The 25,094-nt window shown below is 66.3% G+C and carries 22 protein-coding genes and 1 pseudogene; 10 read left to right on the top strand and 13 right to left on the bottom strand.

All coding sequences use genetic code 11. The features are described from left to right. Nucleotides 1-52: 52 nt before the first annotated feature. Both PQU96_RS04310 and PQU96_RS04305 read right to left on the bottom strand, forming a co-directional pair. Complete coding sequence (locus PQU96_RS04310) at nucleotides 53-787, bottom strand: pseudouridine synthase (protein WP_272771016.1); 735 nt, start codon at nucleotides 785-787, stop codon at nucleotides 53-55. A gap of 163 nt (nucleotides 788-950) precedes the next feature. Next, nucleotides 951-2,864 (bottom strand): annotated as a pseudogene (locus PQU96_RS04305) (propionate--CoA ligase); the annotation flags it as partial. A gap of 276 nt (nucleotides 2,865-3,140) precedes the next feature. Between PQU96_RS04305 and PQU96_RS04300 the strand changes: the two are divergent. Beyond that, complete coding sequence (locus PQU96_RS04300; RefSeq protein ID WP_272771015.1) at nucleotides 3,141-4,400, top strand: glutamate-5-semialdehyde dehydrogenase; 1,260 nt, start codon at nucleotides 3,141-3,143, stop codon at nucleotides 4,398-4,400. Nucleotides 4,401-4,894: 494 nt separating this feature from the next. Then, on the top strand, nucleotides 4,895-6,247 hold the full coding sequence (locus tag PQU96_RS04295; RefSeq protein WP_272771014.1) for a glutamine synthetase family protein: 1,353 nt from the start codon (nucleotides 4,895-4,897) through the stop codon (nucleotides 6,245-6,247). A 66-nt stretch (nucleotides 6,248-6,313) separates the two neighbouring features. Here PQU96_RS04295 and PQU96_RS04290 read toward each other — a convergent pair whose 3' ends face one another. Beyond that, complete coding sequence (locus PQU96_RS04290; protein ID WP_272771013.1) at nucleotides 6,314-6,649, bottom strand: hypothetical protein; 336 nt, start codon at nucleotides 6,647-6,649, stop codon at nucleotides 6,314-6,316. A gap of 196 nt (nucleotides 6,650-6,845) precedes the next feature. Between PQU96_RS04290 and PQU96_RS04285 the strand changes: the two genes are divergently transcribed. Further along, nucleotides 6,846-7,331, top strand: coding sequence for a universal stress protein (locus PQU96_RS04285; protein ID WP_272771012.1), 486 nt, complete (start codon nucleotides 6,846-6,848; stop codon nucleotides 7,329-7,331). A gap of 4 nt (nucleotides 7,332-7,335) precedes the next feature. On the opposite strand, the gene PQU96_RS04280 is transcribed toward PQU96_RS04285, so the two are convergent. Beyond that, nucleotides 7,336-8,100 (bottom strand): TlyA family RNA methyltransferase, encoded by a 765-nt coding sequence (locus PQU96_RS04280; protein ID WP_272771011.1) that lies wholly within the window; start codon nucleotides 8,098-8,100, stop codon nucleotides 7,336-7,338. A 126-nt stretch (nucleotides 8,101-8,226) separates the two neighbouring features. Between PQU96_RS04280 and PQU96_RS04275 the strand changes: the two genes are divergently transcribed. Beyond that, complete coding sequence (locus PQU96_RS04275) at nucleotides 8,227-8,859, top strand: YceH family protein (RefSeq protein ID WP_272771010.1); 633 nt, start codon at nucleotides 8,227-8,229, stop codon at nucleotides 8,857-8,859. Nucleotides 8,860-8,887: 28 nt separating this feature from the next. Further along, a complete protein-coding gene (locus PQU96_RS04270; RefSeq protein WP_272771009.1) occupies nucleotides 8,888-9,436 on the top strand; it encodes a YfaZ family outer membrane protein in 549 nt (182 codons plus the stop codon). Nucleotides 9,437-9,524: 88 nt separating this feature from the next. On the opposite strand, the gene PQU96_RS04265 is transcribed toward PQU96_RS04270, so the two are convergent. Beyond that, nucleotides 9,525-10,808: a DUF3422 family protein gene (locus PQU96_RS04265; protein ID WP_272771008.1), complete on the bottom strand. Its 1,284-nt coding sequence runs from the start codon at nucleotides 10,806-10,808 to the stop codon at nucleotides 9,525-9,527. A gap of 154 nt (nucleotides 10,809-10,962) precedes the next feature. Then, nucleotides 10,963-11,391 carry a DciA family protein gene (locus tag PQU96_RS04260; protein WP_272771007.1) on the bottom strand — a complete coding sequence of 143 codons (429 nt, stop codon included), beginning with the start codon at nucleotides 11,389-11,391 and terminating at the stop codon, nucleotides 10,963-10,965. A gap of 213 nt (nucleotides 11,392-11,604) precedes the next feature. Between PQU96_RS04260 and secA the strand changes: the two genes are divergently transcribed. Continuing rightward, entirely contained in the window at nucleotides 11,605-14,313 is a 2,709-nt protein-coding gene (gene secA / locus PQU96_RS04255; protein ID WP_272771006.1) for a preprotein translocase subunit SecA, read from the top strand. 343 nt (nucleotides 14,314-14,656) lie between these two features. Here secA and oppF read toward each other — a convergent pair whose 3' ends face one another. From oppF to PQU96_RS04220, 7 genes are all read right to left on the bottom strand, one after another. Next, entirely contained in the window at nucleotides 14,657-15,643 is a 987-nt protein-coding gene (gene oppF, locus PQU96_RS04250) for a murein tripeptide/oligopeptide ABC transporter ATP binding protein OppF (RefSeq protein WP_272771005.1), read from the bottom strand. Next, on the bottom strand, nucleotides 15,636-16,637 hold the full coding sequence (locus PQU96_RS04245; protein WP_272771004.1) for an oligopeptide/dipeptide ABC transporter ATP-binding protein: 1,002 nt from the start codon (nucleotides 16,635-16,637) through the stop codon (nucleotides 15,636-15,638). The genes oppF and PQU96_RS04245 overlap by 8 nt, the downstream gene beginning before the upstream one ends. Nucleotides 16,638-16,649: 12 nt before the next feature. Then, nucleotides 16,650-17,567, bottom strand: coding sequence for an ABC transporter permease (locus PQU96_RS04240; RefSeq protein ID WP_272771003.1), 918 nt, complete (start codon nucleotides 17,565-17,567; stop codon nucleotides 16,650-16,652). A 14-nt stretch (nucleotides 17,568-17,581) separates the two neighbouring features. Then, nucleotides 17,582-18,502 (bottom strand): oligopeptide ABC transporter permease OppB, encoded by a 921-nt coding sequence (gene oppB, locus PQU96_RS04235; protein WP_272771002.1) that lies wholly within the window; start codon nucleotides 18,500-18,502, stop codon nucleotides 17,582-17,584. 188 nt (nucleotides 18,503-18,690) lie between these two features. Next, nucleotides 18,691-20,298 (bottom strand): peptide ABC transporter substrate-binding protein, encoded by a 1,608-nt coding sequence (locus tag PQU96_RS04230; protein ID WP_272771001.1) that lies wholly within the window; start codon nucleotides 20,296-20,298, stop codon nucleotides 18,691-18,693. Nucleotides 20,299-20,527: 229 nt separating this feature from the next. Then, nucleotides 20,528-21,559: a dihydroorotase gene (gene pyrC, locus PQU96_RS04225; RefSeq protein ID WP_272771000.1), complete on the bottom strand. Its 1,032-nt coding sequence runs from the start codon at nucleotides 21,557-21,559 to the stop codon at nucleotides 20,528-20,530. A 56-nt stretch (nucleotides 21,560-21,615) separates the two neighbouring features. Then, a complete protein-coding gene (locus PQU96_RS04220; protein WP_272770999.1) occupies nucleotides 21,616-21,846 on the bottom strand; it encodes a sulfurtransferase TusA family protein in 231 nt (76 codons plus the stop codon). Between the two features lie 88 nt (nucleotides 21,847-21,934). Here PQU96_RS04220 and PQU96_RS04215 point away from each other — a divergent pair, with 88 nt between their 5' ends. From PQU96_RS04215 to asd, 4 genes are all read left to right on the top strand, one after another. Continuing rightward, entirely contained in the window at nucleotides 21,935-22,708 is a 774-nt protein-coding gene (locus PQU96_RS04215) for an NRDE family protein (RefSeq protein ID WP_272770998.1), read from the top strand. Between the two features lie 2 nt (nucleotides 22,709-22,710). After that, entirely contained in the window at nucleotides 22,711-23,244 is a 534-nt protein-coding gene (locus PQU96_RS04210) for a CNP1-like family protein (protein ID WP_272770997.1), read from the top strand. Nucleotides 23,245-23,251: 7 nt separating this feature from the next. Further along, nucleotides 23,252-24,157 carry a DMT family transporter gene (locus PQU96_RS04205; RefSeq protein WP_272770996.1) on the top strand — a complete coding sequence of 302 codons (906 nt, stop codon included), beginning with the start codon at nucleotides 23,252-23,254 and terminating at the stop codon, nucleotides 24,155-24,157. A gap of 85 nt (nucleotides 24,158-24,242) precedes the next feature. Beyond that, complete coding sequence (gene asd / locus PQU96_RS04200) at nucleotides 24,243-25,088, top strand: archaetidylserine decarboxylase (protein WP_272770995.1); 846 nt, start codon at nucleotides 24,243-24,245, stop codon at nucleotides 25,086-25,088. The last annotated feature ends 6 nt before the right edge of the window (nucleotides 25,089-25,094 follow it).

The following is a 25,094-nucleotide window of genomic DNA, read 5'->3' as shown; positions in this document are numbered from 1 at the left end:
ACCCCCTGTCACGGCAGGGGGTTTTGTCATGCAGCCGGCAAGCGGCGCCGCGTCAGAATTTCTCGTTTTCGCCCAGGTAGCGCCACTGCCCCTGCTGCAGATCGCCCAGCCGCACGCGGCCGATGCGGATGCGGCGCACCGCCTTCACCTGCAGCCCGACCGCGGCGCACATGCGCTGGATGTGGCGGCGCTGCATGTCGCGCAGCACGAAGCACAGCTGGCTGTCGCTCTGGCGGCTGACGCGCAGTGCGGTGAGGCGGTCGCCGTCGCTGTTGACGCCGGCCTTCAGCGCGGCGAGGCCGGCGTCGTCCAGCGGCCGGTCTATCCACACCAGCAGTTCCTGCTCGCAGTCGCCGGACAGCAGCTTGCGCGCCACACGGCCGTCCTGGGTCAGCACCAGCAGGCCGGAGGCGTCGACGTCCAGCCGTCCGGCGGCGGCCAGGTGCAGCTGGTGCTTGCGCAGGAAGGTATAACCGGAGCGGTCGTTCGGCGACAGGGTGTCGGCCTTGATCAGCTGCCACGCCGGGCGCTCGCCGGACACCTCCGCCGCGCCGCTGACGTAGCCGACCGGCTTGTGCAGCAGCAGGGTGACGCGCTCGGCCTGCTCGTTCAGCGCGCGCGCTTCCAGCTCGATGCGCTGCTCCGGACGCACGCGGCTGCCGAGCACGTCGACCACCACGCCATCGACCTTCACCAGCCCCTGCTCGATGAATTCGTCGGCCTCGCGGCGGGAGCACAGGCCGAGTTCGGTCATGCGTTTGGAAAGGCGGATGGTGTCGTCGGACATGGCGGCAATCTGGAAAATGGGAATCGGGCAACGATTATCCGCTGTTTTGCCGCCGTTGTGCGGCCAACGTTGGCCGCAGGCGCAGAAACGGCCGGCGCCGGGCAACAAAAAACCGCGACGGCGGCCGGCGTGGCCATCCGTCGCGGCGCGCCGCTCTGCCGGCTCAGGCCTGGGCGATGCTCTGCCGGATCTGCTCGATGCCGGCCGGATCGTCCAGCGTGGTCAGGTCGCCCGGGTCACGCCCTTCGGCCAGTGCCTGGATGGAGCGGCGCAGCACCTTGCCGGAACGGGTCTTGGGCAGCTGGTTGACGAAGTACACCCGCGCCGGGTTGGCGATCGCGCCCAGTTGCGCCGCCACCTGGGCGATGACCTCTTTTTCCAGCGCCGCACGCTGCGCCGGATCGTCCAGCAGCGCCGGGTTCTTCACCACCGCGAACGCCTTCGGCACCTGGCCTTTCAGGCTGTCTTCCACCCCCACCACCGCCACCTCGGCAATGGCGCTGTGGCTGCTGACCGCCTCCTCGATCTCGCGGGTGCCGAGGCGATGGCCGGCGACGTTGATCACGTCGTCGGTGCGGCCGAGGATGGTGAAGTAGCCGTCCTGATCCTTGATGCCCCAGTCGAAGCTGGAGTACACCAGCTTGTCCGGAAACAGGCTGAAGTAGGTATCGACAAAGCGCTGGTCCTGCTGCCAGATGGTGCTCATGCAGCCCGGCGGCAGCGGCGGGATCACGCCGATCACGCCCTTCTCACCGGGGCCGACCTCCTCGCCGGTGGCCTCGTTGAACAGTTTCACGTTGAAACCGTACACCGGCAGGCCGGGGCTGCCGTATTTCACCGGCTTGGGCTCCACGCCGTTGCACAGCGTCAGCATCGGCCAGCCGGTCTCGGTCTGCCAGTAGTTGTCCAGCACCGGGATGTCCAGTTCACCGGCGATCCAGGTGGCGGTCGGCTCGTCCAGCGGCTCGCCGGCGAGGAACAGCGCGCGCAGGCTGGAGAGGTCGTACTTGTGCAGCCAGGCCGGGTCCTGCTTCTTCAGCACGCGGATGGCGGTCGGCGCCGAGAACATCACCGTGACCTTGTACTTTTCCACCAGCTGCCACCAGATGCCGGCGTCGGGGCGGATCGGCAGGCCCTCGTACACCAGCGTGGTCATGCCGTTCAGCAGCGGGCCGTACACGATGTAGGAGTGGCCGACCACCCAGCCGATGTCGGAAGTGGAGAAGTAGCACTCGCCCGGCTTGCCGCCGTAGATGTAGTCCATGCTCGCCGCCAGCGCCACCGCGTAGCCGCCGGTGTCGCGCTGCACGCCCTTCGGTTTGCCGGTGGTACCGGAGGTGTACAGGATGTAGCTCGGGTGGTTGGATTCCACCCACGTCACGTCGGCGCGCTCTTCCAGATGTGCTTCGCGCAGCGCGGCGTAGTCGAGGTCGCGCCCCGGCTTCATCATCGGCGCCTCGGCCAGACCACGATTGACCACGATCACCTTGCCCGGCGCGCTGCTGCCGGCCAGCGCCAGCGCCTCGTCCACCAGCGGCTTGTAGGCGATCACCTTGCCGCCGCGCATGCCAGCGTCGGCCGTCACCATCACCTTGGGCGTGGCGTCCTCGATGCGGGTGGCGAGGCTGGCGGAGGCGAAGCCGCCGAACACCACCGAGTGGATGGCGCCCAGGCGCACCGTGGCCAGCATCGCGAAGATCGCCTCCGGGATCATCGGCATGTAGATCAGCACCCGGTCGCCCTTTTCCACGCCCTGCGCCTGCAGGATGGCGGCGAAGCGCGCGACTTCGGCGTGCAGCTCGCGGTAGCTGTAGCTGGTCTCGATGCCGGTCTCGCTGGACACATAGGCCAGCGCCGCCTGCTCGCCGCGCGCGGCCAGGTGGCGGTCGACGGCGTTGTAGCACAGGTTGGTCTCGCCGCCGGCGAACCAGTCGCGGAACGGCGGTTCGTCGTAGCGCAGCGCTTGGTCGAAGGGCTTGTGCCAGTGGATGCGTTGCGCCTGCTCCGCCCAGAAGCCGGCCGGATCGTCGATGGAGCGGCGATGGAAGTCGTGGTACGAGGTCATGTCGGGTCTCTCTTGTGTCTGCCGCGTCTGGCGCGCGGTCTGGCGTCAAGCAACCAAGCGGTTGCTTGTCAGACAAATTAAGCCCTTTACCGGACAAGGTCAATGCGCGCGCCCGCTGCCGGCGGTGGCCGCGAAACGGGACGTTGCGGAAATGCCGAGCCGGCGCCGCTTCCCGCTCCGGCACCCGCTCGCCGCGGCGGCGCTTGGCTGTGCGCGACACTGGCCGAAAGCGGGGCAGATGCGTTACGCTGTAACGCTAGGAAAACGCCCGCAGGACAGGACAAAGCCATGGACATCAAACACTACATGAACGTCGTCGGCCAGGCCGCGCGCAAGGCCAGCCGCGCCGTCGCCCGCGCCGACACCAACCAGAAGAACAAGGCACTGCTGGCCATCGCCGACGCCATCGAGCGCGATCTGGAACGGCTGGTTGCGGCCAACATGGTGGATCTGGAAAACGCGCGCCAGAACGGACTGGAAGAAGCGCTGATCGACCGCCTGACGCTGTCTGAAAAAACCGTGCGCGGCATGGCCGAGGGCCTGCGCCAGATCGCCGCACTGCCGGACCCGGTCGGCGAGATGGACGACTTCACCTACCGTCCGTCCGGCATCCAGCTGGGCAAGATGCGCGTGCCGCTGGGCGTGGTCGGCATCATCTACGAGGCGCGGCCGAACGTGACCGCCGACGCCGCCGGCCTGTGCCTGAAATCCGGCAACGCGGTGATCCTGCGCGGCGGCTCCGAAGCCTTCCACAGCAACCAGGCGATCGCCGCCTGCGTGCACGAGGGCCTGCGCGTGGCAGACCTGCCGCTGCATGCGGTGCAGGTGCTGGAAACCACCGACCGCGCCGCGGTGGGCGAGCTGATCACCATGAGCGAGTTCGTCGACGTGATCGTGCCGCGCGGCGGCAAGGGCCTGATCGAGCGCATCAGCCGCGAGGCGCGCGTGCCGGTGATCAAGCACCTGGACGGCAACTGCCACGTCTACATCGACGACACCGCCAACCCGGAAAAAGCCTTCAACATCGCGCTGAACGCCAAGACCCACCGCTACGGCACCTGCAACACCATGGAAACGCTGCTGGTGCACACCGCGTTTGCCGAGTTCATCCTGCCAAGGTTGGCCGCAGCGTACTGGGAAAAAGGCGTCGAGCTGCGCGGCTGCGAGCGCACCCAGGGCATCCTCGGCGACAAGGTGATCGCGGCGACCGAGGCCGACTGGGAAACCGAGTACCTGGCACCGGTGCTGGCAATCAAGGTGGTCGGCGGCATCGACGACGCCATCGAGCACATCAACCACTACGGCAGCCACCACACCGACGCCATCGTCACCGATGACTACGGCCGCGCGCGCCGCTTCCTGCGCGAGGTGGATTCCGCCAGCGTGATGGTCAACGCCAGCACCCGCTTTGCCGATGGCTTCGAGTACGGCCTCGGCGCCGAGATCGGCATCTCCACCGACAAGATCCACGCCCGCGGCCCGGTCGGCTTGCACGGCCTCACCAGCCAGAAGTGGATCGTGCTCGGCGACGGCCAGATCCGCCAGTAAGACCGCACCAGTTTCACCCTCCGATGCGCCGCCGGCAGTCCTGCCCGCGGCGCATTGTCTTGTCCGCCGTTCCTTGTCCGCCGTTCCTTGTTCACCACCACGGCCGGCAGCGCGACTCACCCACAGCCTGCTGTGGATAACTTGTGCACAAGACCGCGCCTGCCGCACCGGCTGGTCGCCGCCGGCACGAAACCGGCTCATCGGGCGCCCGCCACTCGTCGGGAAGCGCTTTGCCGCCAAGCACTTGCCCCTGCGTCGCGGCGGCCGCCAGCTGCGGAGCACAGCCGGCGTGCTGCTACAGTGAAAGCAAGGCGCTGTGGACAACTTCACAGGATAAATTCCGCTTTTGGCGGCCGATGGTGGGGTATTTCAATTTTTTGAAATACAGTCCCGCCATGCGGAACGAAATGCTTGCCCCGCATTACCGCACAGGCATAATCGTCTGGCCCGTTGGCACCGCGCTTGCGCCCCGCCATCCCGTTCAGGAGTCGTGCATGTACCCCGTCGTCCCCAATACCGAACAGAGCCAGTGGCTGCGCGAGCGCGGCTGTCGTGATGTGGAACTGTGTTTTGCCGATGTCAGCGGTTTTGCCCGTGGCAAGACGCTGCCGCGTGAGGCCTTCATCGGCGGCCAGACGCTGCGCATCGCGCGCGCGGTGGCGATCCAGAGCTGCGTCGGCGAATTCCCCGACTACCACTTCTACGGCGAAAACGACCCCGACGCCACGCTGCGCCCGGACCTGGCCACACTGCGCCCGGTGCCATGGGCCGCGACGCCGCGCGCGCTGGTGCTGTGCGACTGTGTCGATCTGGATGGCGAACTGACCCCCTTCGCGCCGCGCTCGGCGCTGAAGCGGGTGCTGGCCGGCTACGCCGCACGCGGGTTGCAGCCCATCGTGGCACCGGAGCTGGAGTTCTACATCTTTGCGGCCAACCCTGACCCGGCGCAACCGTTCCAGGCGCCAGCACTGCGCAGCGGCCGGTGCGAGGTCGGCTTCGACTCGTTCAGCTTTACCACCCTCAACGATCTGGAGGCGTTTTTCGACGACGTCTACCGCGGTTGCGAACAGCTTGGCATCGCCACCGATACCTGGGTACACGAGATGGGCCCCAGCCAGTTCGAGATCAATCTCAAGCACGGCGACGCGCTGGCACTGGCCGACCAGACCTTTTTGTTCAAGACCCTGCTCAAGGAAACCGGCAATCGCCACGGCCTGAACGTGGTGTGCATGGCCAAACCGCTGGCCGGCCAGCCCGGTAGCTCGATGCACCTGCACCAGAGCCTGGTCGACCGCGACGGCAACAACGTGTTCAGCGACCGCCACGGCAACGAGAGCGCGCTGTTCCACCACTTCATCGCTGGTCTGCAGGCCCATCTGCCCAAGCTGATGCCGCTGTTCTGCCCCAGCCCCAACTCCTACCGCCGCTTCGTTAAGGGGCTGGCGGCACCGGTCAACGTGTCGTGGGGGCTGGATAACCGCTCGGTCGGGCTGCGCATCCCGCAGGGCGGCCCGGAGGCGCGGCGGGTGGAAAACCGCCTGCCCGGCTGCGACGCCAACCCCTACCTGTCGCTGGCGGCCAGCCTCGGCGCCGGCCTGCTCGGCATCGAGGACGGCCTGCAGCCTAGCGCGCCGGCGCAGGGCAACGTGTTCAAGCAGGCCGACTGCGAGTTGCTGCCCAATACGCTGGACGCGGCGCTGGCGGCGATGCAGGGCGCCGACAGCGTCGGCCGCCTGTTTGGCGAGGCGTTCAGCCTGGCCTACGCTGCGGTGAAGGAAGTGGAATTGCAGCATTTTCACGGCGAGATCACACCGTGGGAGCGTCGCTACCTGTCGGTACTGGCCTGAAGCCGGTCCAAAACGGCACAGGCCACGGCAATGCCGTGGCCTGTTCGGGGCAAGACGGGAGTGCGCTTAGGCGGTGGCGGCCATCGGCGCCGCGGTGCGCTCGGCCAGCAACTCGATGGCGTCACTGCGCGACAGGCTGGGCATCTGGCGTTGCACCTCAATGATCCAGAATTCGACCTTCTGCCGGTCGCCGTGTGCCATGCGCAGCAGCGCACCGTAGGCAGGACCGGTGAGGTGGACATCCTGCTGCAGCGGCTGCGTCTGCGCGTGTACCGCCCGGCGTGCCGTGTCGACACGGGCCGCGGCCTTGGCGCTGGCTCGTTGTTGCGCCGGCTTGACGAAGAACAACCAGTACAGGGCAGCAAATACCAATAATGCAGAGACAGCGAACCAGGCGAACACGGCATATCCTCCTCTGATAATGACATAATTCTAATCTGCAATCGCAGGCCAACCTATCCGTGAAAACACCTATAAATGGCATGAGGAACAGCCTTGCTACAGCCCGCCATCCGGTGCACCATTCATGCCAAATACATCAAGGTGGACGGCATGGCCGCCACAACCGGAACGCCCTCAACCGCTAAAGGAGAAATGCATGTACCAGCATCTGACGGTTGCCCTCGACGGCAGCCATAACGCCCGCCCGGCCCTGATCGAGGCGGTTCGTCTTGCCGCCGCCGGCAAGGCCCGCCTGTCCCTGGTGCATGTAGTGTCGCTGCACGATTTCGCCATCGAGAGCGTCGGTCTGCTCGACAGCGGCGCGCTGCTGGCGGAGGCACGCGGTCGCGGCCAGGCCATCCTCGACGAGGCCGCCGACTACGCGCGACAAATGGGCGTGGGCCAGGTTGACTGCTTCCTGCTGGAAGCGCCGGAAGGCGGCAGCAGCATGTCGCAGACGCTGGTCGACTGCGCCACCCAGGTCGCCAGCGACCTGCTGGTGATTGGCACCCACGGCCACCGCGGCTGGCGTCACCTGCTGATGGGTAGCTTCGCCGAGGACATCATGCGCAAGACCACGCTGCCGCTGCTGGTGGTGCGCAATCCGGAAGACGACGACAACCCGTTGCCGAGCATAGGCTGAGCACTCAGGCGGGATGGCGCTGCGCGAAGATGAAGAACTCGCGGTTGCCGTCGCCGCCCTTGATCGGGCTGTCGAACCAGTCCAGGCGCTGGAAGCCCAGCTCGGCCACCAGCGCGCTGATCTTCTGCTCCACCCCGGCGTACAGCTGCGCGTCGCGCACGATGCCGCCATGGCCCAGCCCCTCGCGGCCAACCTCGAACTGCGGCTTGACCAGGCTCAGCAGGTAGCCGCCCGGCCGGATCAGCGGCAGCGCCGACGGGTACACCAGCGCCAGCGAGATGAACGATACGTCGCACACCATCAGGTCGAACGGCGCACCGTCGTTGGCGGCCAGCAGCGCCGCGTGGTCCAGCGCGCGGGCGTTGATGCCCTCGAAGGCGACGATGCGCGGATCGGCGGCCAACCTTGGCGCCAGCTGGTCGTGGCCGACGTCGACCCCCACCACCCGCCGCGCGCCGGCCTGCAGCAGGCAATCGGAAAAGCCGCCGGTAGACTGTCCGACATCCAGCGCCGTCCAGCCGTCTATCCGCAAGCCGGCCTGCGCCAGCGCGCCGGCCATCTTCAGCCCGCCGCGCGACACGTAGCGGTCGGCCTCGTCCGGCACGATCACGAAGCGGCTGTCGGCCGGCAGTTTCTGGCTGGCCTTGCCGATGTCGCGCAACTGGCCGCCCTCGTCGACGCTGACCCGCCCGGCGGCGATCAGCGCCTGCGCCGCGGTGCGCGATGGCGCCAGGCCCAGCTCGACCAGTAACAAATCAACACGTTGCATCAGGCGCACTCCACAAACAGGCTATCGGGCGGCAAGGGTGCGCAATGCGCCGCGGGCTGTCAAGACTGCCGCAGCGCCGCCATAAGATGCGATGATGGCCGCAGCCATCGTCAAAAGGAGAACAAAATGGACACCCTGACACTGGAGCCGCACGCGGTACGCGTCCTCGGCGCGCTGATCGAGAAACAGGCGCTGACCCCGGACAGCTATCCGCTGACCCTCAACGCGCTGCTGTCCGCCTGCAACCAGCTGACCAGCCGCGAGCCGGTGATGCAGCTGAGCGAGGCCGATCTCAGTGCCACGCTGGACAGCCTGCTTGCCGCCAAGCTGATCAACGAGCGCCTGCCGGCCGGCAGCCGCGTCGCCAAGTACGAGCACCGCCTCAACTACGCGTGGAACATCGACGGTGCAAGGTTGGCCGCACTGGCGCTGCTGATGCTGCGCGGCGCGCAGACTGCCGCCGAGCTGCGCACCCGCGCCGGCCGCCTGTACAGCTTTGGCAGTGTCGAGGAGGTGGAGACCGCGCTGAATGCGCTGGCCGACAAGTACCCGCCGCTGGTGCTGAAGCTGGCACGCCAGCCGGGCGAGCGCGAGGCGCGCTGGGTGCATACCCTGCATCCGATGACACAGCCCGCCGCCACCACCGCGCCCGCCAGCGGCGACGACAGCCTCGCCGAGCGCGTCAGCGCGCTGGAGCAGACCGTCGCCAGCCTGCTGCAACGCGTCACCGAGCTGGAAGGTGGCGCCGGACAGGCGTAACATCGCTCCCCTTTTTCCGGAGAACATCATGCTGAAACCCGTCCTGCTGGCGCTGGCCGCCTGCCTGCCACTGTCCGCCGTTGCCGGCGATACCACCCTCGCCCGCGGCAGCGACTACGACTTCCTCACCCGCATGCCGACCGGCCTCGGCCCCGGCATCAGCCTCGACCACATCGTGGCGCGCAAGGACGTGCCGCAGGGCGACAAGCCACAGGCCAGCGCCATCGGCGTGATGTTCGGCCTGCCGGTGCCGGCGCTGATGCGCCTGGATCTGGGCGGCAAGCTCGCCTACCTGGAGTCGGACGGCTACGCCAGCGCCGCCATGGTCGGCGGCCGCCTGACCATCGACCTGCCGGCCAGCACCGAGCTGTTCGCACAGGGCTTCTACGCGCCGTCGTCGGCTGCCAGCGGCAGCGTGAAATCGGTGAGCGACAGCATGGTCGGCCTGCGCTGGAGCCCGCTGAAGCTGGTCGGCGTCGAGGCCGGCTACCGCGTGTTCGAGGTCAAGCGCAACGACAGCCAGCGCGACCGCAGCATCGCCGACGGTGCCTACGCCGGGGTCAGCGTCGCGTTCTGATCGCCCCGCCCCCGATAAACAAACCGGCCCGACAGCACACGCTGTCGGGCCGGTTTGCATTGCGGCCAACCTTGCGGCCTGGAGTGACTCAATGCAGCACGGTGCGCTTCAGCCGCCGCATGCCCCACCACACCGCCAGCGCCACCAGCGGCACCGACAGCCCGGTGGCCAGCTCGGCATTGATCGGCGCGCCCAGCGCCTTGCCGGCCTTGAACAGATAGGACAGCAGGCCGATCGCGTAGTAGGTCAGCACGCCGACCGACAGCCCTTCCACCGTCTCCTGCAGCCGCAGCTGCAGCGCGGCGCGCTTGTTCATGCTCGCCAAGAGCGCGCGGTTCTGCGCCTCGTGCATCACTTCCACCCGCGTGCGCAGCAAGGCGGTGCTGCGCTGCAGCCGTGCCATCAGCCGCTCCTGGCGCTTGGCCGCGGTGTCGCAGGTTTCCATCGCCGGCACCAGCCGCCGCTCCATGAATTCGCGGAACGGCTGCAGCCCGGACAGCCGGCTCTCGCGCAGCTCGGTGATGCGCCGCTCCACCAGCTTGTAGTAGGCGCGCGCGGCGGCGAAGCGGTACTGGCTCTCGGCAATCAGCTGTTCGCCCTGTGCCGCCAGATCGGTCAGCTCGTCCAACAGCAGCGCGTCGGTGTCGCTCTGCTCCGCCATTCGCTGGGTGACGCTGCGCAGCTGGGTGCCGAGGCGGCTCAGCTCCGGCGCCTGCCGCTTCGCCTCCGGCAACGCCAGCAGCGCCAGCAGACGGTAGGTCTCGATCTCAAACAGGCGCTGCAGCATGCGGCCGGACTGCGACGGTCCCATGTCGCGGTCGATCACCACGTAGCGGCTGAAGCCGTCGCTCAGGCGCGCGTCCGGGTGCAGGCGCAGGTCGGTGTAGGCGACGCCGTTGCCGTCGCCGATCTCGGCGCCGATCAGGTCGTAGCCGCCGAACCAGCGTTGCGAGATCTCGCTGGCCGGCGCCTCCTGCGACGCTGGCAGCAGCACGGCATGGATCGCCACCATCAGCTCGCCGGGCAGGCTGGCCAGCCAGTCCTTCGGCAGCCGGTCCAGCGCGGTGCGTTCGAACGGGTCGACGCAGTCGCCGGACAATACGAAGGTGTAGCGTACGAATTCGGTATGCAGCGCCCAGCGCACGGTGAGGTCGCCGGCGATGCCGGTATGGTGTGCGCCGCGCGGGTCGGGCAGCGGCAGGCCGAGGCGGCGGAACAGGTCGACGAAGGCGGCGCGCTGCGCGGTGTCGTCGTCGTCGAACAGCAGGGTCAGCGTGGTCAGTCGCGCCGGCGACGGAATGGCGATCGGGGGACGAGCGTGGGCTTCGTCGTTGAGCACCCGTCGCAACGGGTGGCTGGTGAGGGTTGTCATGATCTGGGTAATGTCCGGTTGACGATGCTCTGTCGGCATCTGCACCGCAGCATAAACGGCGGCACCGGCCTCCGCCAGCTTGCCCGCCGTGGCGGGGCGGCAATCGCTCAGGAATACCACACCCGCCGCCAGATCATGCACAAGGCATGCTTCGTCAGCGTGATTTGTGGTGGGCCAGCAGGGCCAGCATCGCCTCGCGCACCACCGGGTTGCGGATCTGGCGCGCGGCGTCGTCGAAGGCGCTGACGCCGGCCTCGGACAGGGAAAAGGATTTCGGCTTGCGCAGCTTGGGCGGCGTCGGCAGCACCTTGACGCGCAGGGTGCGCAGCGGGTGGCCCTGGCGCTGCAGCGGCGCCAGCAGGCTGTTGCCGAGCAGCTTCAGGCGTGCGGCCACGGTGCTGTTGTGCGCGTAGACCACCAGCTCGCCGTCGCGTACGCAGGCCACCTGGCAGAACTGGCCGAGCTGCCCCGGCAACAGGCGCTTGAACGCGCGGTCCAGCGCCAGGATGGCGTGGGCGGCGGCGGTCAGGTCGGCCAGCTGCTTGTCGCGGCGGCTGAAGGCGGTGAGGTGCAGGCTGCTCATGATCGGATCGGACAAAAGGGATAAGCGCAGTTTAGCGCCAAACCGCCCCGCCCGCCCCGTCATCCGCAGCGGGCGCAAGGTTGGCCGCAAGGGCCGGCAATTCATCGCCATGCATCTTGATTCCGCTCAGAATCGGCCCCATCTATCCCGCTTGTTCGTGTGCTACACTTTAAGCCATTTTTTTCGGCCCGCTGGCCGCTGGATGTTCAGACAATGATTTCGACGCTCCTTAAGAAAGTATTCGGCAGCCGCAACGAACGCCTGCTGAAGGAATACCGACAGGTTGTGGCGCGCATCAACGCCATGGAAAGCACCATGACCGCGCTGTCCGACGCAGCGCTGGCGGCCAAGACCACCGAATTCCGGGAGCGTCATGCCAAGGGCGAAACGCTGGACGCGCTGCTGCCGGAGGCGTTCGCCGTCTGCCGCGAAGCGTCGCGCCGCGTGCTGAACATGCGCCACTTCGACGTGCAGCTGATCGGCGGCATGGTGCTGCACCAGGGCAAGATCGCCGAGATGCGTACCGGCGAGGGCAAGACCCTGGTCGGCACCCTGCCGGTGTACCTGAATGCGCTGTCCGGTAACGGCGTGCACGTGATCACCGTCAACGACTACCTGGCCAGCCGCGACGCCGGCATCATGGCCAAGCTGTACAACTTCCTCGGCCTGTCGGTCGGCGTCAACCTCAGCCAGATGCCGCACGACGCCAAGAAGGCCGCCTACGGCAGCGACATCACCTACGGCACCAACAACGAATTCGGCTTCGACTACCTGCGCGACAACATGGTGTTCTCGCTGGGCGAGAAGGTGCAGCGCAAGCTCAACTTCGCCGTGGTCGACGAGGTGGACTCCATCCTGATCGACGAGGCGCGCACACCGCTGATCATCTCCGGCCCGGCCGATGACAACGTCGCCATGTACCAGCTGATCAACCAGGTGCCGCCGCGCCTGCAGAAGCAGGAAACCGAAGACGGCGACGGCGACTACTGGGTCGACGAGAAGGCGCACAGCGTGCTCTTGTCCGAAGCAGGCCACGAGCGCGCGGAACAGATCATGGCCGAGATGGGCCTGCTGCAGGAGGGCGACAGCCTGTACTCGGCGGCCAACATCTCGCTGATGCACCACCTGGGCGCCGCGCTGAAGGCGCACGCGCTGTTCATGCGCGACCAGCACTACGTGGTGCAGGACGGCGAGGTGATCATCGTCGACGAATTCACCGGCCGCCTGATGTCCGGCCGCCGCTGGTCCGACGGCCTGCACCAGGCGGTGGAAGCCAAGGAAGGCGTGCAGATCAACCGCGAGAACCAGACGCTGGCCTCGATCACCTTCCAGAACTACTTCCGCCTGTACGGCAAGCTGTCCGGCATGACCGGTACCGCCGACACCGAGGCCTTCGAATTCCAGAGCATCTACGGCCTGGAGACGGTGGTGATCCCGACCAACCGCCCGATGGTGCGTATCGACAGCCAGGACAAGATCTACCGCTCCAGCCGCGAAAAGTACGCGGCCATCCTCGCCGACATCCGCGACTGCCAGCAGCGCGGCCAGCCGGTGCTGGTCGGCACCACCAGCATCGAAAACTCGGAAATCGTTGCCAAGCTGCTTAGCGACGCCGGCCTCACCCACAACGTGCTGAACGCCAAGGAACACGCGCGTGAAGCCGACATCATTGTGCAGGCCGGCCGCCCCGGCGTGATCACCGTCGCCACCAACATGGCCGGCCGCGGTACCGACATCGTGCTCGGCGGCAATCCGGAACCGGAAATCAAGGCCGTGGAAGCCGACGAGTCGCTGTCCGACGCCGACAAGGCCGCGCGCATCGACGCCATCCGCGCCGACTGGAAACAGCGCCACGAACAGGTGCTGGCCGCCGGCGGTTTGCACATCATCGGCACCGAACGCCACGAATCGCGCCGTATCGACAACCAGCTGCGCGGCCGTGCCGGCCGCCAGGGCGACCCCGGCTCCAGCCGCTTCTACCTGTCGCTGGAAGACCCGCTGCTGCGCATCTTCGCCGGCGAGCGCGTGGCGATGATCATGGACAAGCTGAAGATGCCGGACGGCGAGGCGATCGAGCACACCTGGGTGACCCGCTCCATCGAGAACGCACAGCGCAAGGTGGAAGGCCGCAACTTCGACATCCGCAAGCAACTGCTGGAGTACGACGACGTCGCCAACGACCAGCGCAAGGTGATCTACCAGCAGCGCAACGAAATCCTGGAAGACCAGGACGTGTCCGCCATCGTCGCCAACATGCGCGACGACGTACTGTCCGACCTCGTCGACCAGCACCTGCCGCCGGAATCGCTGGAAGAACAGTGGGACCTGCCGGGCCTGGAAAAGGCACTGGAAAGCGAATTCCTGCTCGCCGCGCCGGTGGCGCAGTGGATCCAGGAACAGCCGACGCTGGACATTCCGGACATCAAGCAACGCATCCTGGAGCTGGCTGCGGCCGCCTACCAGGACAAGGTCGAGCAGGCCGGCGAAGAGGCGATGCGCCAGTTCGAGCACGGTCTGGTGCTGCAGATGCTGGACAACAACTGGCGCGAACACCTCGCTGCCATGGACCACCTGCGTCAGGGCATCCACCTGCGCGGCTACGCGCAGAAGAACCCGAAGCAGGAGTATAAGCGCGAGGCGTTCGAGCTGTTCGCAGGTATGCTGGACCGCATCAAGCGCAGCGTGGTCGGCGTGCTGATGACGGTGCAGGTGCGCAGCGAAGCCGACGTCGAGGCGGTTGCCCCGCATCAGGTGTCCGGCATGGAGCTGCACCACGACGAGCTGCCGTCCGCGGTCTCCGGCGACGACAACCCGTTCTCCGCCGCCGCGCTGGCGGCGCAGGGTCTGCGCGTCGGCCGCAACGACGCCTGCCCGTGCGGCAGCGGCAAGCGCTACAAGCAGTGCCATGGCCAGCTGAGCTGATCCGTAGCAAACGCCCTCACCACGCCGCCGTGACCTCGGTCACGGCGGCGTTTTTCATGGTGCCGCGCCGGCGCGGGCGGTCAGTACACACGCAGCAAGGTTGGCCGCAGTGCGCAGCGTGATAACGCTGGCGGTGCCCGCCCGGTCACGACCGCGCCGGATAGTGGCACCACCGGCAGGCCTTGCGGCCAACCTTGCCGCCTGCTGCACAGGACAGGCCCGCCCGCCACCGTAAGCAGCGCAGCCCGGCCTGCGCGTCAGCCATGAAAAAGCCCTGCCACCGTTTGCGCGGTGACAGGGCGGTGTCGACAAGGTTGGCCGCAGGCTTGCGGCCAACCTTGCCTCAGGCCAGCAGGCAGGACGACTGGGTGTCGGCGCTCAGGCGGCGCAATGCCGGGCGTTCGCCGGCGCACTGCGCCTCCGCCAGCGGGCAGCGGGTACGGAACACGCAGCCGGACGGCGGGTTGATCGGGCTGGGCAGGTCGCCCTGCAGGATCTGGATCTGCTTGCTGCGCTCCAGTTTCGGGTCCGGAATCGGGATCGCCGACAGCAGTGCGCGGGTGTACGGGTGCGATGGCAGGTCGTACAGCGCGTGCTTCTCCGCCAGCTCCATCTCGCGGCCGAGGTACATCACCAGGATGCGGTCGGAGATGTGCTTCACCACCGCCAGGTCGTGGGCGATGAAGATCAGCGCCAGGCCCATCTCGCGCTGCAACTCCTTCAGCAGGTTGATGATCTGCGCCTGGATGGACACATCCAGCGCCGACACCGGCTCGTCGCAGATGATCAGTTTCGGCTCCAGGATCAGCGCGCGGGCGATGCCGATGCGCTGGCACTGGCCGCCGGAGAACTCGTGCGGGTAGCGGTTGATCATCTGCTCGCGCAGGCCGACCTTGACCATCATCGCGCGCACGCGCTTCATCACCTCGTCGGACGACAGCTCCGGGCGGTGCACGCGCAGCGGCTCGCCGATGATCTGGGCGATGGTCATGCGCGGATTGAGCGAGGCCAGCGGGTCCTGGAAGATCATCTGGATGTCGCGGCGCACCGCCAGCCAGTCCTTCTCCGTGCCCTGCCGCAGATCACGGCCCATCCACACGATCTCGCCGGCGGTGGCCGGGATCAGGTTGAGGATGGAGCGCGCCAGCGTCGACTTGCCGCAGCCGGACTCGCCGACCACGCCCAGCGTCTCGCCTTCGTACAGGTCGAAGCTGACGCCATCGACCGCCTTCAGCGTTTTCTTCGGCGTCCACGGCCAGTCGTTGCCGCCCTTGACCTTGAAGTGCACCTTGACGTCGCGCACCGAGAGAATCAGTTTCTTGTCAGACATGGGCCACTACCTCGACGGACGGTTTCAGCTCGGCCGGCGCCTTGTGACAGGCGCGCAGCACGGCAGGGTTGGCCGCAGAGGCGGCCAGTGGCGGCAGCGTGCCGACGCACAGCTCGCTGACGTGGGTGCAGCGTTCGGAGAACGGGCAGCCCTTGGGCATGTTGGCCATGTTCGGCGGATTGCCGGGGATGCTGACCAGCTCGCTGCCGTCGTGGTCCAGCCGCGGCAGCGCGCCAAGCAGGCCGATGGTGTACGGGTGCGAGGGCTGGTAGAAGATGTCGTTGGCGCTGCCGTATTCCATCACGCGGCCGCCGTACATCACCATCACCTTTTCGCACAGGCCGGCCACCACACCCAGGTCGTGGGTGATCATCACGATGGCGGTGCCGAAGTCGCGCTGCAGGTCTTTCAGCAGGCTGAGAATCTGCGCCTGCACCGTCACGTCCAGCGCGGTGGTCGGCTCGTCGGCGATCAGCACTTCCGGCTCGCACAGCAGCGCCATCGCGATCATCACGCGCTGGCGCATGCCGCCGGAGAACTCGTGCGGGTACATGTCGATACGGCGCGCGGCCTCGGGGATGCGCACCGCTTCCAGCAGGCTGATCGCGCGCTTTTTCGCCTCGCGCCGGGTCATGCCCTTGTGCAGCTCCAGCACCTCGGTCATCTGCCGCTCCACCGTCAGGTAGGGGTTCAGCGAGGTCATCGGGTCCTGGAAGATCATCGACACGCGGTCACCGCGGATGCCGTTGAGCTGTTTCGGGCTCATGGTCAGCAGGTTCTGGCCGTTGTACAGCGCTTCGCCCGTGGCTTTGCCGTTTTTGGCAAGCAGCCCCATCATCGCCAGCACGCTCTGGCTCTTGCCGGAGCCGGATTCGCCGACGATGCCCAGGGTCTGTCCGGCCTGCAGCTCGAAGCTGACGCCGTTGACGGCGCTGACCAGACCGTCGGGGGTCTGGAACTGCACGCCGAGATTGTTTACTTGTAACAGGCTCATGCCGTTCTCCTCTTATCGGTCTTTCGGGTCCAGCGCGTCACGCATGCCGTCGCCGATATAGTTGGCGCAGTACAGGGTGAGCGACAGCATGGCCGCAGGGAACAGCAGCATCCACGGTGTGGTTTCCATCACCCCGGTGCCGTCTTCGATCAGTACGCCCCAGCTGGTCATCGGCTCCTGCACGCCAAGGCCGAGGAAGGACAGCACCGATTCGGTAAGGATCACGCCCGGCACCGTCACCGTGGTGTAGATCACCACGATGCCCAGCAGGTTGGGTACCACGTGGCGGAAGATGATGCTGCCGGTGGACACGCCGATGGCGCGCGCCGCCTCGACGAACTCCTTCGACTTCACCGACAGCGTCTGGCCGCGCACCACGCGCGCCATGTCCATCCACGAGAACACGGTGATGGTGAGCACCACCAGGTAGAACTCGCGACCGAGCAGGGTCACCATCAGGATGGCGATCAGCAGGTAGGGCACCGCGTACATCATGTCGACGATACGCATCATCACGGTGTCGACCTTGCCGCCGAGGAAGCCGGCGGTGGCGCCCCACACGATGCCGATGGTGACCGAGGCGATGGTGGCCAACAGGCCGACCATCAGCGAGATGCGGCCGCCGATCAGGGTGCGCACCAAGAGGTCGCGGCCGAGGTCGTCGGTGCCGAACAGGTGCAGGTTGTGCCAGGTCGGCGCCATCGCCATCGCATCCCAGTCGGTGTCCTCGTAGCTGTGCGGCAGCAGCATCGGCCCGAAAACACAGGCCAGCACCACCAGCACCAGCAGGATCAGGCTGACCACGGCCGCCTTGTTACGCAGGAAGCGTTCGCGGGCATCGGCCCACGGGCTGCGGCCTTCGACCGCGGCCATGCTCAGGTTGGCCGCCATGGCCTCGGCCATGGCCTTTTGTTTACTTCTGAACAGCATGTGCAAGCCCTCGCTCAGTAGCGGATTTTCGGGTCGAGATACGCGTAGGCGAGGTCAACCAGCAGATTGAGAATCACCGCGAACACGGTCACCAGTACCACCAGCCCCAGCACCAGCGTGTAGTCGCGGTTGGAGGCGCCGTTGATGATCAGCTTGCCCAGCCCCGGCAGGGAAAACACCGACTCGGTGACCACCGCCGAGGTGATCGACGAGATCGCCAGCGGGCCGAGCACCGACACCACCGGCATCAGCGCCGGTTTCAGCGCGTGGCGGAACACGATGGTCCGCAGAGGCAGGCCCTTGGCGCGCGCGGTGCGGATGAAGTTGCTGTTCAGCACCTCAATCAGGCTGCCGCGCATCACGCGGCCGATGGTGGACACGTTGATGAAGGTCAGCAGTGCGATCGGCAGCACCATGTAGCGCGGGTCGAAGTCGTTCCAGCCGCCGGCTGGCAGCACGCTCAGCCAGATGGCGAACAGCAGGATCAGCACCGGGCCGATCACGAACGAGGGGAAGGCGCTGCCGAGGTTGCCGACCAGCATCACGAAGTAGTCGATCAGGCTGTTCTGGCGCAGCGCGGCGACGATGCCCAGCGCCACACCGATAAACACCGAAATTAGCAGGGAGCCGCCGCCGATGGCCAGCGACACCGGCAGCGCATTGCCCACCAGCTCGTTGACGCTCCAGTCGGCGTAGCGGAAAGAGGCCCCGAGATCGCCTTGCAGCAGGCTCTTGAGGTAGAGCAGGTATTGTTGCCACAGCGGCAGGTCCAGATGGTACTTGGCCTGCAGGTTGGCCATCACCGCCGCGGAAACCTTGCGTTCGGTGTCAAACGGGCCACCGGGGGTGGCGTGCAGCATCAGGTAACAGACGGTGATGACGAGCAGCAACGTGGGGATCGTCATCAGCACGCGTCGTAAAGCGTAAGACCACATGGGAGTACTCCAGGGACAGATAGCGCTTTGCATTGCAGCAATGCGGGTGGGCAAGCGGCAGCAGCGCCGCGGATCGCGGCAGTGCAGCAATCGCCATCGCTTCAAACCAGACCGGGTGGCTCCGTCACGGAGCACACCCGGTCTGCGCACATCAGGGGCAAGCCCCGTCAGACTGCCATCAGCTCAGCTTAGTGCTTGATGATGTACAGGTCCTTGCTGCGGTAGCGGTCCATCGGATTCCTGGTGGTGTAGCCGCCGACGTAGGATTTCACCAGGCGCGGTACGGTGTACTGCAAGAGCGGGATCATCGGGTAGTCGTCCATGATCATCTTGGTGGCCTGGGTCAGCAGCTGCTTGCGCTGGGCCGGGTTCTGCGCCAGGTTGCCCTGCTTGATCAGCGCTTCGGCCTTCGGATTGCAGTTGAAGTTGTCGTTCTGCTCGGAGCCGCACTGCACCAGGGTCAGGAAGGTGCTGGCGTCGTTGTAGTCGGCTACCCAGCCGTTGCGGCCGATCTGGTAGTCGCCGTCATGGCGCTTCTTCAGCAGTACCTTGAACTCCATGTTTTCCAGCTCGGTATTGAGACCCAGCTTGCTCTTCCACTCCGAGGCCGCGAAGATCGCCATCTTCTTGTGGTATTCACTGGTGTTGTAGCTGAACTTGATCTTGCTGCCCGGCTTCACGCCGGCGGCGGCCAGCAGCTTCTTGGCTTCGGCCACGCGCTGCGCCATCGGCCACTTGGCCCAGTCGTAGCTGGTCACGTCGGCGCCGCTGGTGCCGCGCACGATGGCGCTGTAGGCCGGTACCTGGCCGTCGGCGGTGATCTTGGTGGCGAGGATGTCACGGTCGATGACCATGCTCAGCGCCTTGCGCACGCGCACGTCCTTCATCACCGGGTCCTTGTGGTTCAGGCCGTAGTAACGCAGGCCCAGCATCGGCGCGTTGCGGATGTCTTTCGGCAGCTCGGCCTTGTACTTCTCGTAGGTGCCTGGCGGCAGCTGGTACACCCAGTCGTTCTCGCCGGACAGGAACATCTTCACGTCGGCAAAACCGTCTTCGATCGGCAGGTAGGTGACGCGGGTCAGCTGCACGTTCTTGTTGTCCCAGTACTGCGGGTTCTTGGCCAGCACCACCTTGCTGTTAACCTGCCACTCCTTCAGCACGAAGGCGCCGTTGCTGACCATATTGCCCGGCTTGACCCAGTCCTTGCCAAACTTGTCGACGGCCGCTTTCGGTACCGGGCCCAGCTGGCCGTTGGACACCACTTCCGGCAGGAAGGCCACCGGGTACGGGGTCTTGATTTCGAGGGTGAACTTGTCCAGCGCCTTGACGCCGACATCGGCGACCGGCTTCTTGCCTTCGGCAGCTTCCACGCCGTTGAGCAGGAAAGCGCCGTAGGTGGTGGCGTAGGTGGAGGCAGTCTTCGGATCAAGGAAACGACGAATACCATAGACAAAATCATCGGCGGTCACGGTGCTGCCATCCGACCACTTCGCGTTCTTGCGCAGGGTGAATACCCAGGTGGTCGGATCTTTCTGCTTCCAGGATTCGGCCACACCCGGCACGACCTTGCCTTCGTTGTCGGTGGCGGTCAGGCCTTCGAACAGGTCGCGGACGAGGTTGTTGGCACCCACCGATTCGGCGATGGCCGGATCCAGCGATTCCGCCTCGGAACCGTTGTTGCGCACGATTTCCTGCTTGGCCGCCAGCGGCGTGCCGGCCGGTACCTTGGCGGCAAACGCGGCGCCGGATACGCCCAGGCCCAGGGCAACGGACGCTGCCAACACACTGATTGTCATGGTTTTTTTCATATTCTCCTGCTCTCCTTGAAACGACGAGGGCCAACCCAAGGCTGGCCCTCCGCACGATATGGATACAACACGCAAAGGCGGGGCAATTATGCCCAGCCATAAAGTGCGTCACAAGCACAAAAACACGAATTAGCCACCAAGACAAACAAAAAGCGTGGCATTTTTTTCACGCAACTAGAACAATTGCACCAAATTTATGCCAAGGCATGAGTCATACTCATGCCAGGCATTTCCAATGCACATGCTCGCCGGCGCGCAGCGGCACCAGCGTGTCGTTGCCGTAGACGATTTCCGCCGGCACCTGCCAGCTTTCCTTCACCAGGGTGATGGTGTCGCCGTTACGCGGCAGACCGTAGAACGCCGGGCCGTTGAAGCTGGCGAACGCCTCCAGCTTGTCCAGCGCGCCGGCCGCCTCGAACGCCTCGGCATACAGCTCGATCGCGGCATTGGCGGTGTACATGCCGGCGCAGCCGCAGGCGTTTTCCTTGGTGTGGCGCGCGTGCGGCGCGCTGTCGGTGCCGAGGAAGAACTTGTCGCTGCCGCTGGTCGCCGCCTTGAGCAGCGCCTCGCGGTGCCGTTCGCGCTTGAGCACCGGCAGGCAGTAGTGGTGCGGACGGATGCCGCCGGTGAACAGCGCGTTGCGGTTCATCAGCAGGTGATGGGCGGTGATGGTGGCGGCAACGTTGGCCGCAGCGCCGGCGACGTACTCCGCCGCCTGTTGCGTGGTGATGTGCTCGAACACCACGCGCAGTTGCGGCAAGCGCGCCATCAGCGGCTCGAACACGGTGTCGATGAACACTGCCTCGCGGTCGAACACGTCCACGGCAGGGTCGGTCACTTCGCCGTGCACCAGTAGCGGCATGCCGACTTCGGCCATCGCTTCCAGCGCCGCCATCGCGTTGTTCACGTCGCGCACGCCGGCGTCGGAGTTGGTGGTGGCGCCGGCCGGGTACAGTTTGATGCCGTGCACAAAACCGCTTTCCCTGGCCTTGCGCACTTCATCCGCGGTGGTGGTTTCGGTCAGGTACAGCGTCATCAGCGGCTCGAAGTTGCTGCCGGCCGGACGCGCGGCCAGGATGCGCTCACGGTAGGCGGCGGCCTGCGCCACGGTGGTCACCGGCGGCTTCAGGTTCGGCATGATGATGGCGCGGCCCATCTGGCGACAGGTATCCGGCAGCACCGCCGCCAGCGCCTCGCCATCACGGATGTGCAGGTGCCAGTCGTCGGGGCGGGTAAGAGTCAGTTGCATGGCAAAACCTTTCTGGAATAAAAAGCGGGCGCCGCCGTGGCGACGCCGGTGGTGTCTTATTTGCGGCGGATAACCAGCAGGAAGCGGCCATCCTCGCCGGTGGAGGACTCCAGCAATACGTTGCCGGTCTGGCGACAAAAGGCCTCGAAATCCTTGGGCGCACCGGGGTCGGTGGCGATGGCGGACAGCACCTGCCCGCTAGTCAGCCCGGCCAGCGCCTTTTTCGCGCGCAGGATCGGCAGCGGACAATTGAGACCGGACAGGTCGAGGTGAAGATCTGGCTGCATGAAAACTATCCCCTGCCATTACACGTTACAATGAAGCGGTCCATTTTAAGGTGCGCCGGCTGATTGCCCAAGTGCGCAATACCATTATATGTGTGTGATCGCCCTCGCCTACCAGACCGCCGCCTGCGGGCCGCTGCTGGTGGCGGCCAACCGTGACGAGTACTACGCCCGCCCCACTGCGGCGCTGGATTTCTGGCGCCCGGAGCACCCGGACGTGCTCGGCGGGCGCGACCTGCAGGCCGGCGGCAGCTGGCTGGCGATCGACGTGCGCGGTCGCTTTGCCGCCGTCACCCACATCCGCGAAGGCCGCACCCGCCCCGCGGCGCGCTCGCGCGGCGAGCTGGTCAAGCGCTTCGTCAGCGGCAACGAGTCGGCGCTGGAGTTCGCCGCCTGGCTCAAGGCCGAGCACGGCCAGTTCGCGCCGTTCAACCTGCTGTTCGGCGAGATCCGCAACCTGTTGCACTTCAACAGCCGCAGCGGCATGCTCAACCGCGTGCCGCCGGGCATCCACGTGCTGTCCAATGCCGACATGAACAGCCGCTGGTTCAAGTGTGAACAGCTGCGCACAAAGCTGCAGCAACAGGCGCGACCGCCGGTGGAGAACGACATCCTGCGCTGGCTCAGCGACCCGACCCCGGCACCGGTGGAACAATTGCCCAATACCGGCGTCGGCCTGGCCATGGAAAAAATGCTGTCGCCGGTGTTCATCAACGGTCGCGACTACGGCACCCGCGCCTCGTCGGTGCTGACGCTGAATGCGCGCGGCGAGTTAAGCTTTACCGAAGTCAGCTGGGGACTGGGCGGCCGTGAAAGCGGTCGCCGTCGCCAGACCATGCGCCTCACTCCCAACAGGAACCCATGATCGTGAAATACCTTGCCCCTGCCCTTCTCATCGCCCTTGCGGCCAACCTTGCACTGGCCGGCGCCCTGGGTAAAGACCGCCCGGTCCACAACAAGCAGAACTGGTACGAGGAAGAAGCCCCGTGGCAGGAAGCCAGCGTGCCGCTGCCCGAGTATCCGGCCAGCTTCGACTGGCGCGAGATCGAGATGCCCGGCGAGGTCAAACAGCGCGTGTTCATCGACGCCGGCTCGATCCAGATCGGCAGCGACGGCGTCACCCGCTTCACCCTGCGCCAGCTGAGCAGCAAGGGTGCAGAGAACATCAGCCGCGAAGGCGTACACTGCGACCAGCGCAGCCTGCGCAGCTACGGTTTTGCCGACGCGGCGGGCAAGCGCTGGATCGAATCGACCCGTGCCAAGTGGCAGAAAGCCAGCTTTGGCGATGCTTTCCGCCAGACCATGCTGAAAAACCTGTGCCCGGACGGTCCGGCGCCACGCAGCAGCGACGCGCTGCTGACCAACCTCAACAAGCCGGACGCCAAACCCCGCAAAGACTAATACCGCCATGACCGCCTCAGCCCCCACCCTGTCAGCCGGCCACAAGCTGCTCGGCCCCGCCCAGATCCTGCTTTCTGCAGTGGCCTTCGGCGCAATGGCGATCTTTGCCAAGCAAGCCTATGCCGATGGCGTCAGCACCGGCAGCCTGCTGTTCCTGCGCTTCCTGGTTGCCGGGTTGCTGTTGCTGCCGTGGGTGCTATGGCAGAGGCTGCCGTGGCCGCGCGGTCGCAGCCTGCTGACCCTGATCGCGATGGGTGCGGTCGGCTACGCCGGCATGTCGGCCTGCTATTTCAATGCGCTGCACTACGCGTCGGCCGGCACCGTGGCGCTGCTGCTGTACCTGTTCCCGGTGATCGTGATCCTGCTCTCCAGCCTGCTTGGCGAGCCGCTGACCCGGCGCCGCCTGCTGGCACTGCTGCTGGCACTGGGCGGGCTGACGGTCACCATCGGACTGGAGTGGTCGACCTCGCTGCACGGCCTGCTGCTGGGGCTGGGGGCGGCGCTGATCTACGCGCTATACATCCTGGCCGGTAGCCGTCTGCGCGAGCGTGGCCATCCGCTCACCTCGGCCTGCGTGGTGACGCTGTCGGCGGCGGTGTGCAATGGCGTGGTGGTCAGCCTGCAGGGACTGCAGCTGCCCGCGAGCGGCAACGGCGTACTGGCCATCGCACTGATCGCGCTGATTTCCACCGTTCTCGCCATCGCGCTGTTTCTCGCCGGACTGGAAAAGACCGACGCCACCCAGGCCTCGCTGCTGTCGACGGTGGAACCGGTGGTGACCGTGCTGCTGGCGGCGGTCTTTCTGGGCGAGGCCATCACCCTGTCGCAGCTGGCCGGCGGCGCGCTGATCCTGGCGGCGGTGGTGGTGATCAGCCGGGAACGCAAACCGGCGGAGCTGACGCTGACCGAGTGACACGCGGCCAGCCGACACGGTTTTTCCCGACAGCGACGGTGGCACCGGTATAATCTGCCGCTGTTTTTCGAATTAGGGTGTCATCGTGTCCGATCGTCTTGCCGTATTGCCGCAATACCTGCTACCCAAGCAGGCGCTGACCGCCTTTGCCGGCCGGGTCGCCAATGCCCGTGGCGGCGAGCGCACCACGCGGCTGATCCGCTGGTTCGTGCGCCGTTATCAGGTCAATATGGCAGAAGCCGCCAATCCGGACATCGCCAGCTACGACACCTTCAACGCCTTCTTCACCCGCGCGCTGCGCGACGGTGTGCGCCCGCAAGCGGACGCGGTGCTGACCTGCCCGGTGGATGGCGCCATCAGCCAGTTCGGCCGCATCGAAGACGACCAGATCTTCCAGGCCAAGGGCCACCACTACTCCACCACCGCGCTGCTGGGTGGCGACGCCGCGCTGGCCGCGCAGTTCGCCAATGGCCAGTTCGCCACTATCTACCTCAGCCCGCGCGACTACCACCGCATCCACATGCCGTGCGACGGCACGCTACGGCGCATGATCTACGTACCTGGTGCGCTGTTCTCGGTCAACCCGACCACCGCGCGCGGCGTGCCCGGCCTGTTCGCGCGCAACGAGCGCGTGGTGTGCGTGTTCGACACCGCGTTCGGCCCTATGGTGCTGACCCTGGTCGGCGCCACCGTGGTCGGCAGCATGGCCACCACCTGGCACGGCGTGGTCAACCCGCCGCGCCGCGGCGAGGTCACCGAGTGGACTTATGAAGGCCAGAATATCCGTCTGAGAAAAGGCGAGGAGATGGGCCGCTTCCTGCTCGGCTCCACCGTGGTGCTGCTGTTCCCGCAGCACAGCATGACCTTCAATCCGGCCTGGCTACCGACCAAACCGGTACGCCTCGGCGAGGCGATGAGCGCGCCGCGCTAGGACGGA

The sequence above is a fragment of the Vogesella margarita genome, from assembly GCF_028548475.1.
Classification (GTDB): Bacteria; Pseudomonadota; Gammaproteobacteria; order Burkholderiales; family Chromobacteriaceae; genus Vogesella; species Vogesella margarita.
This window is presented reverse-complemented; position numbering and strand designations above follow the sequence as displayed.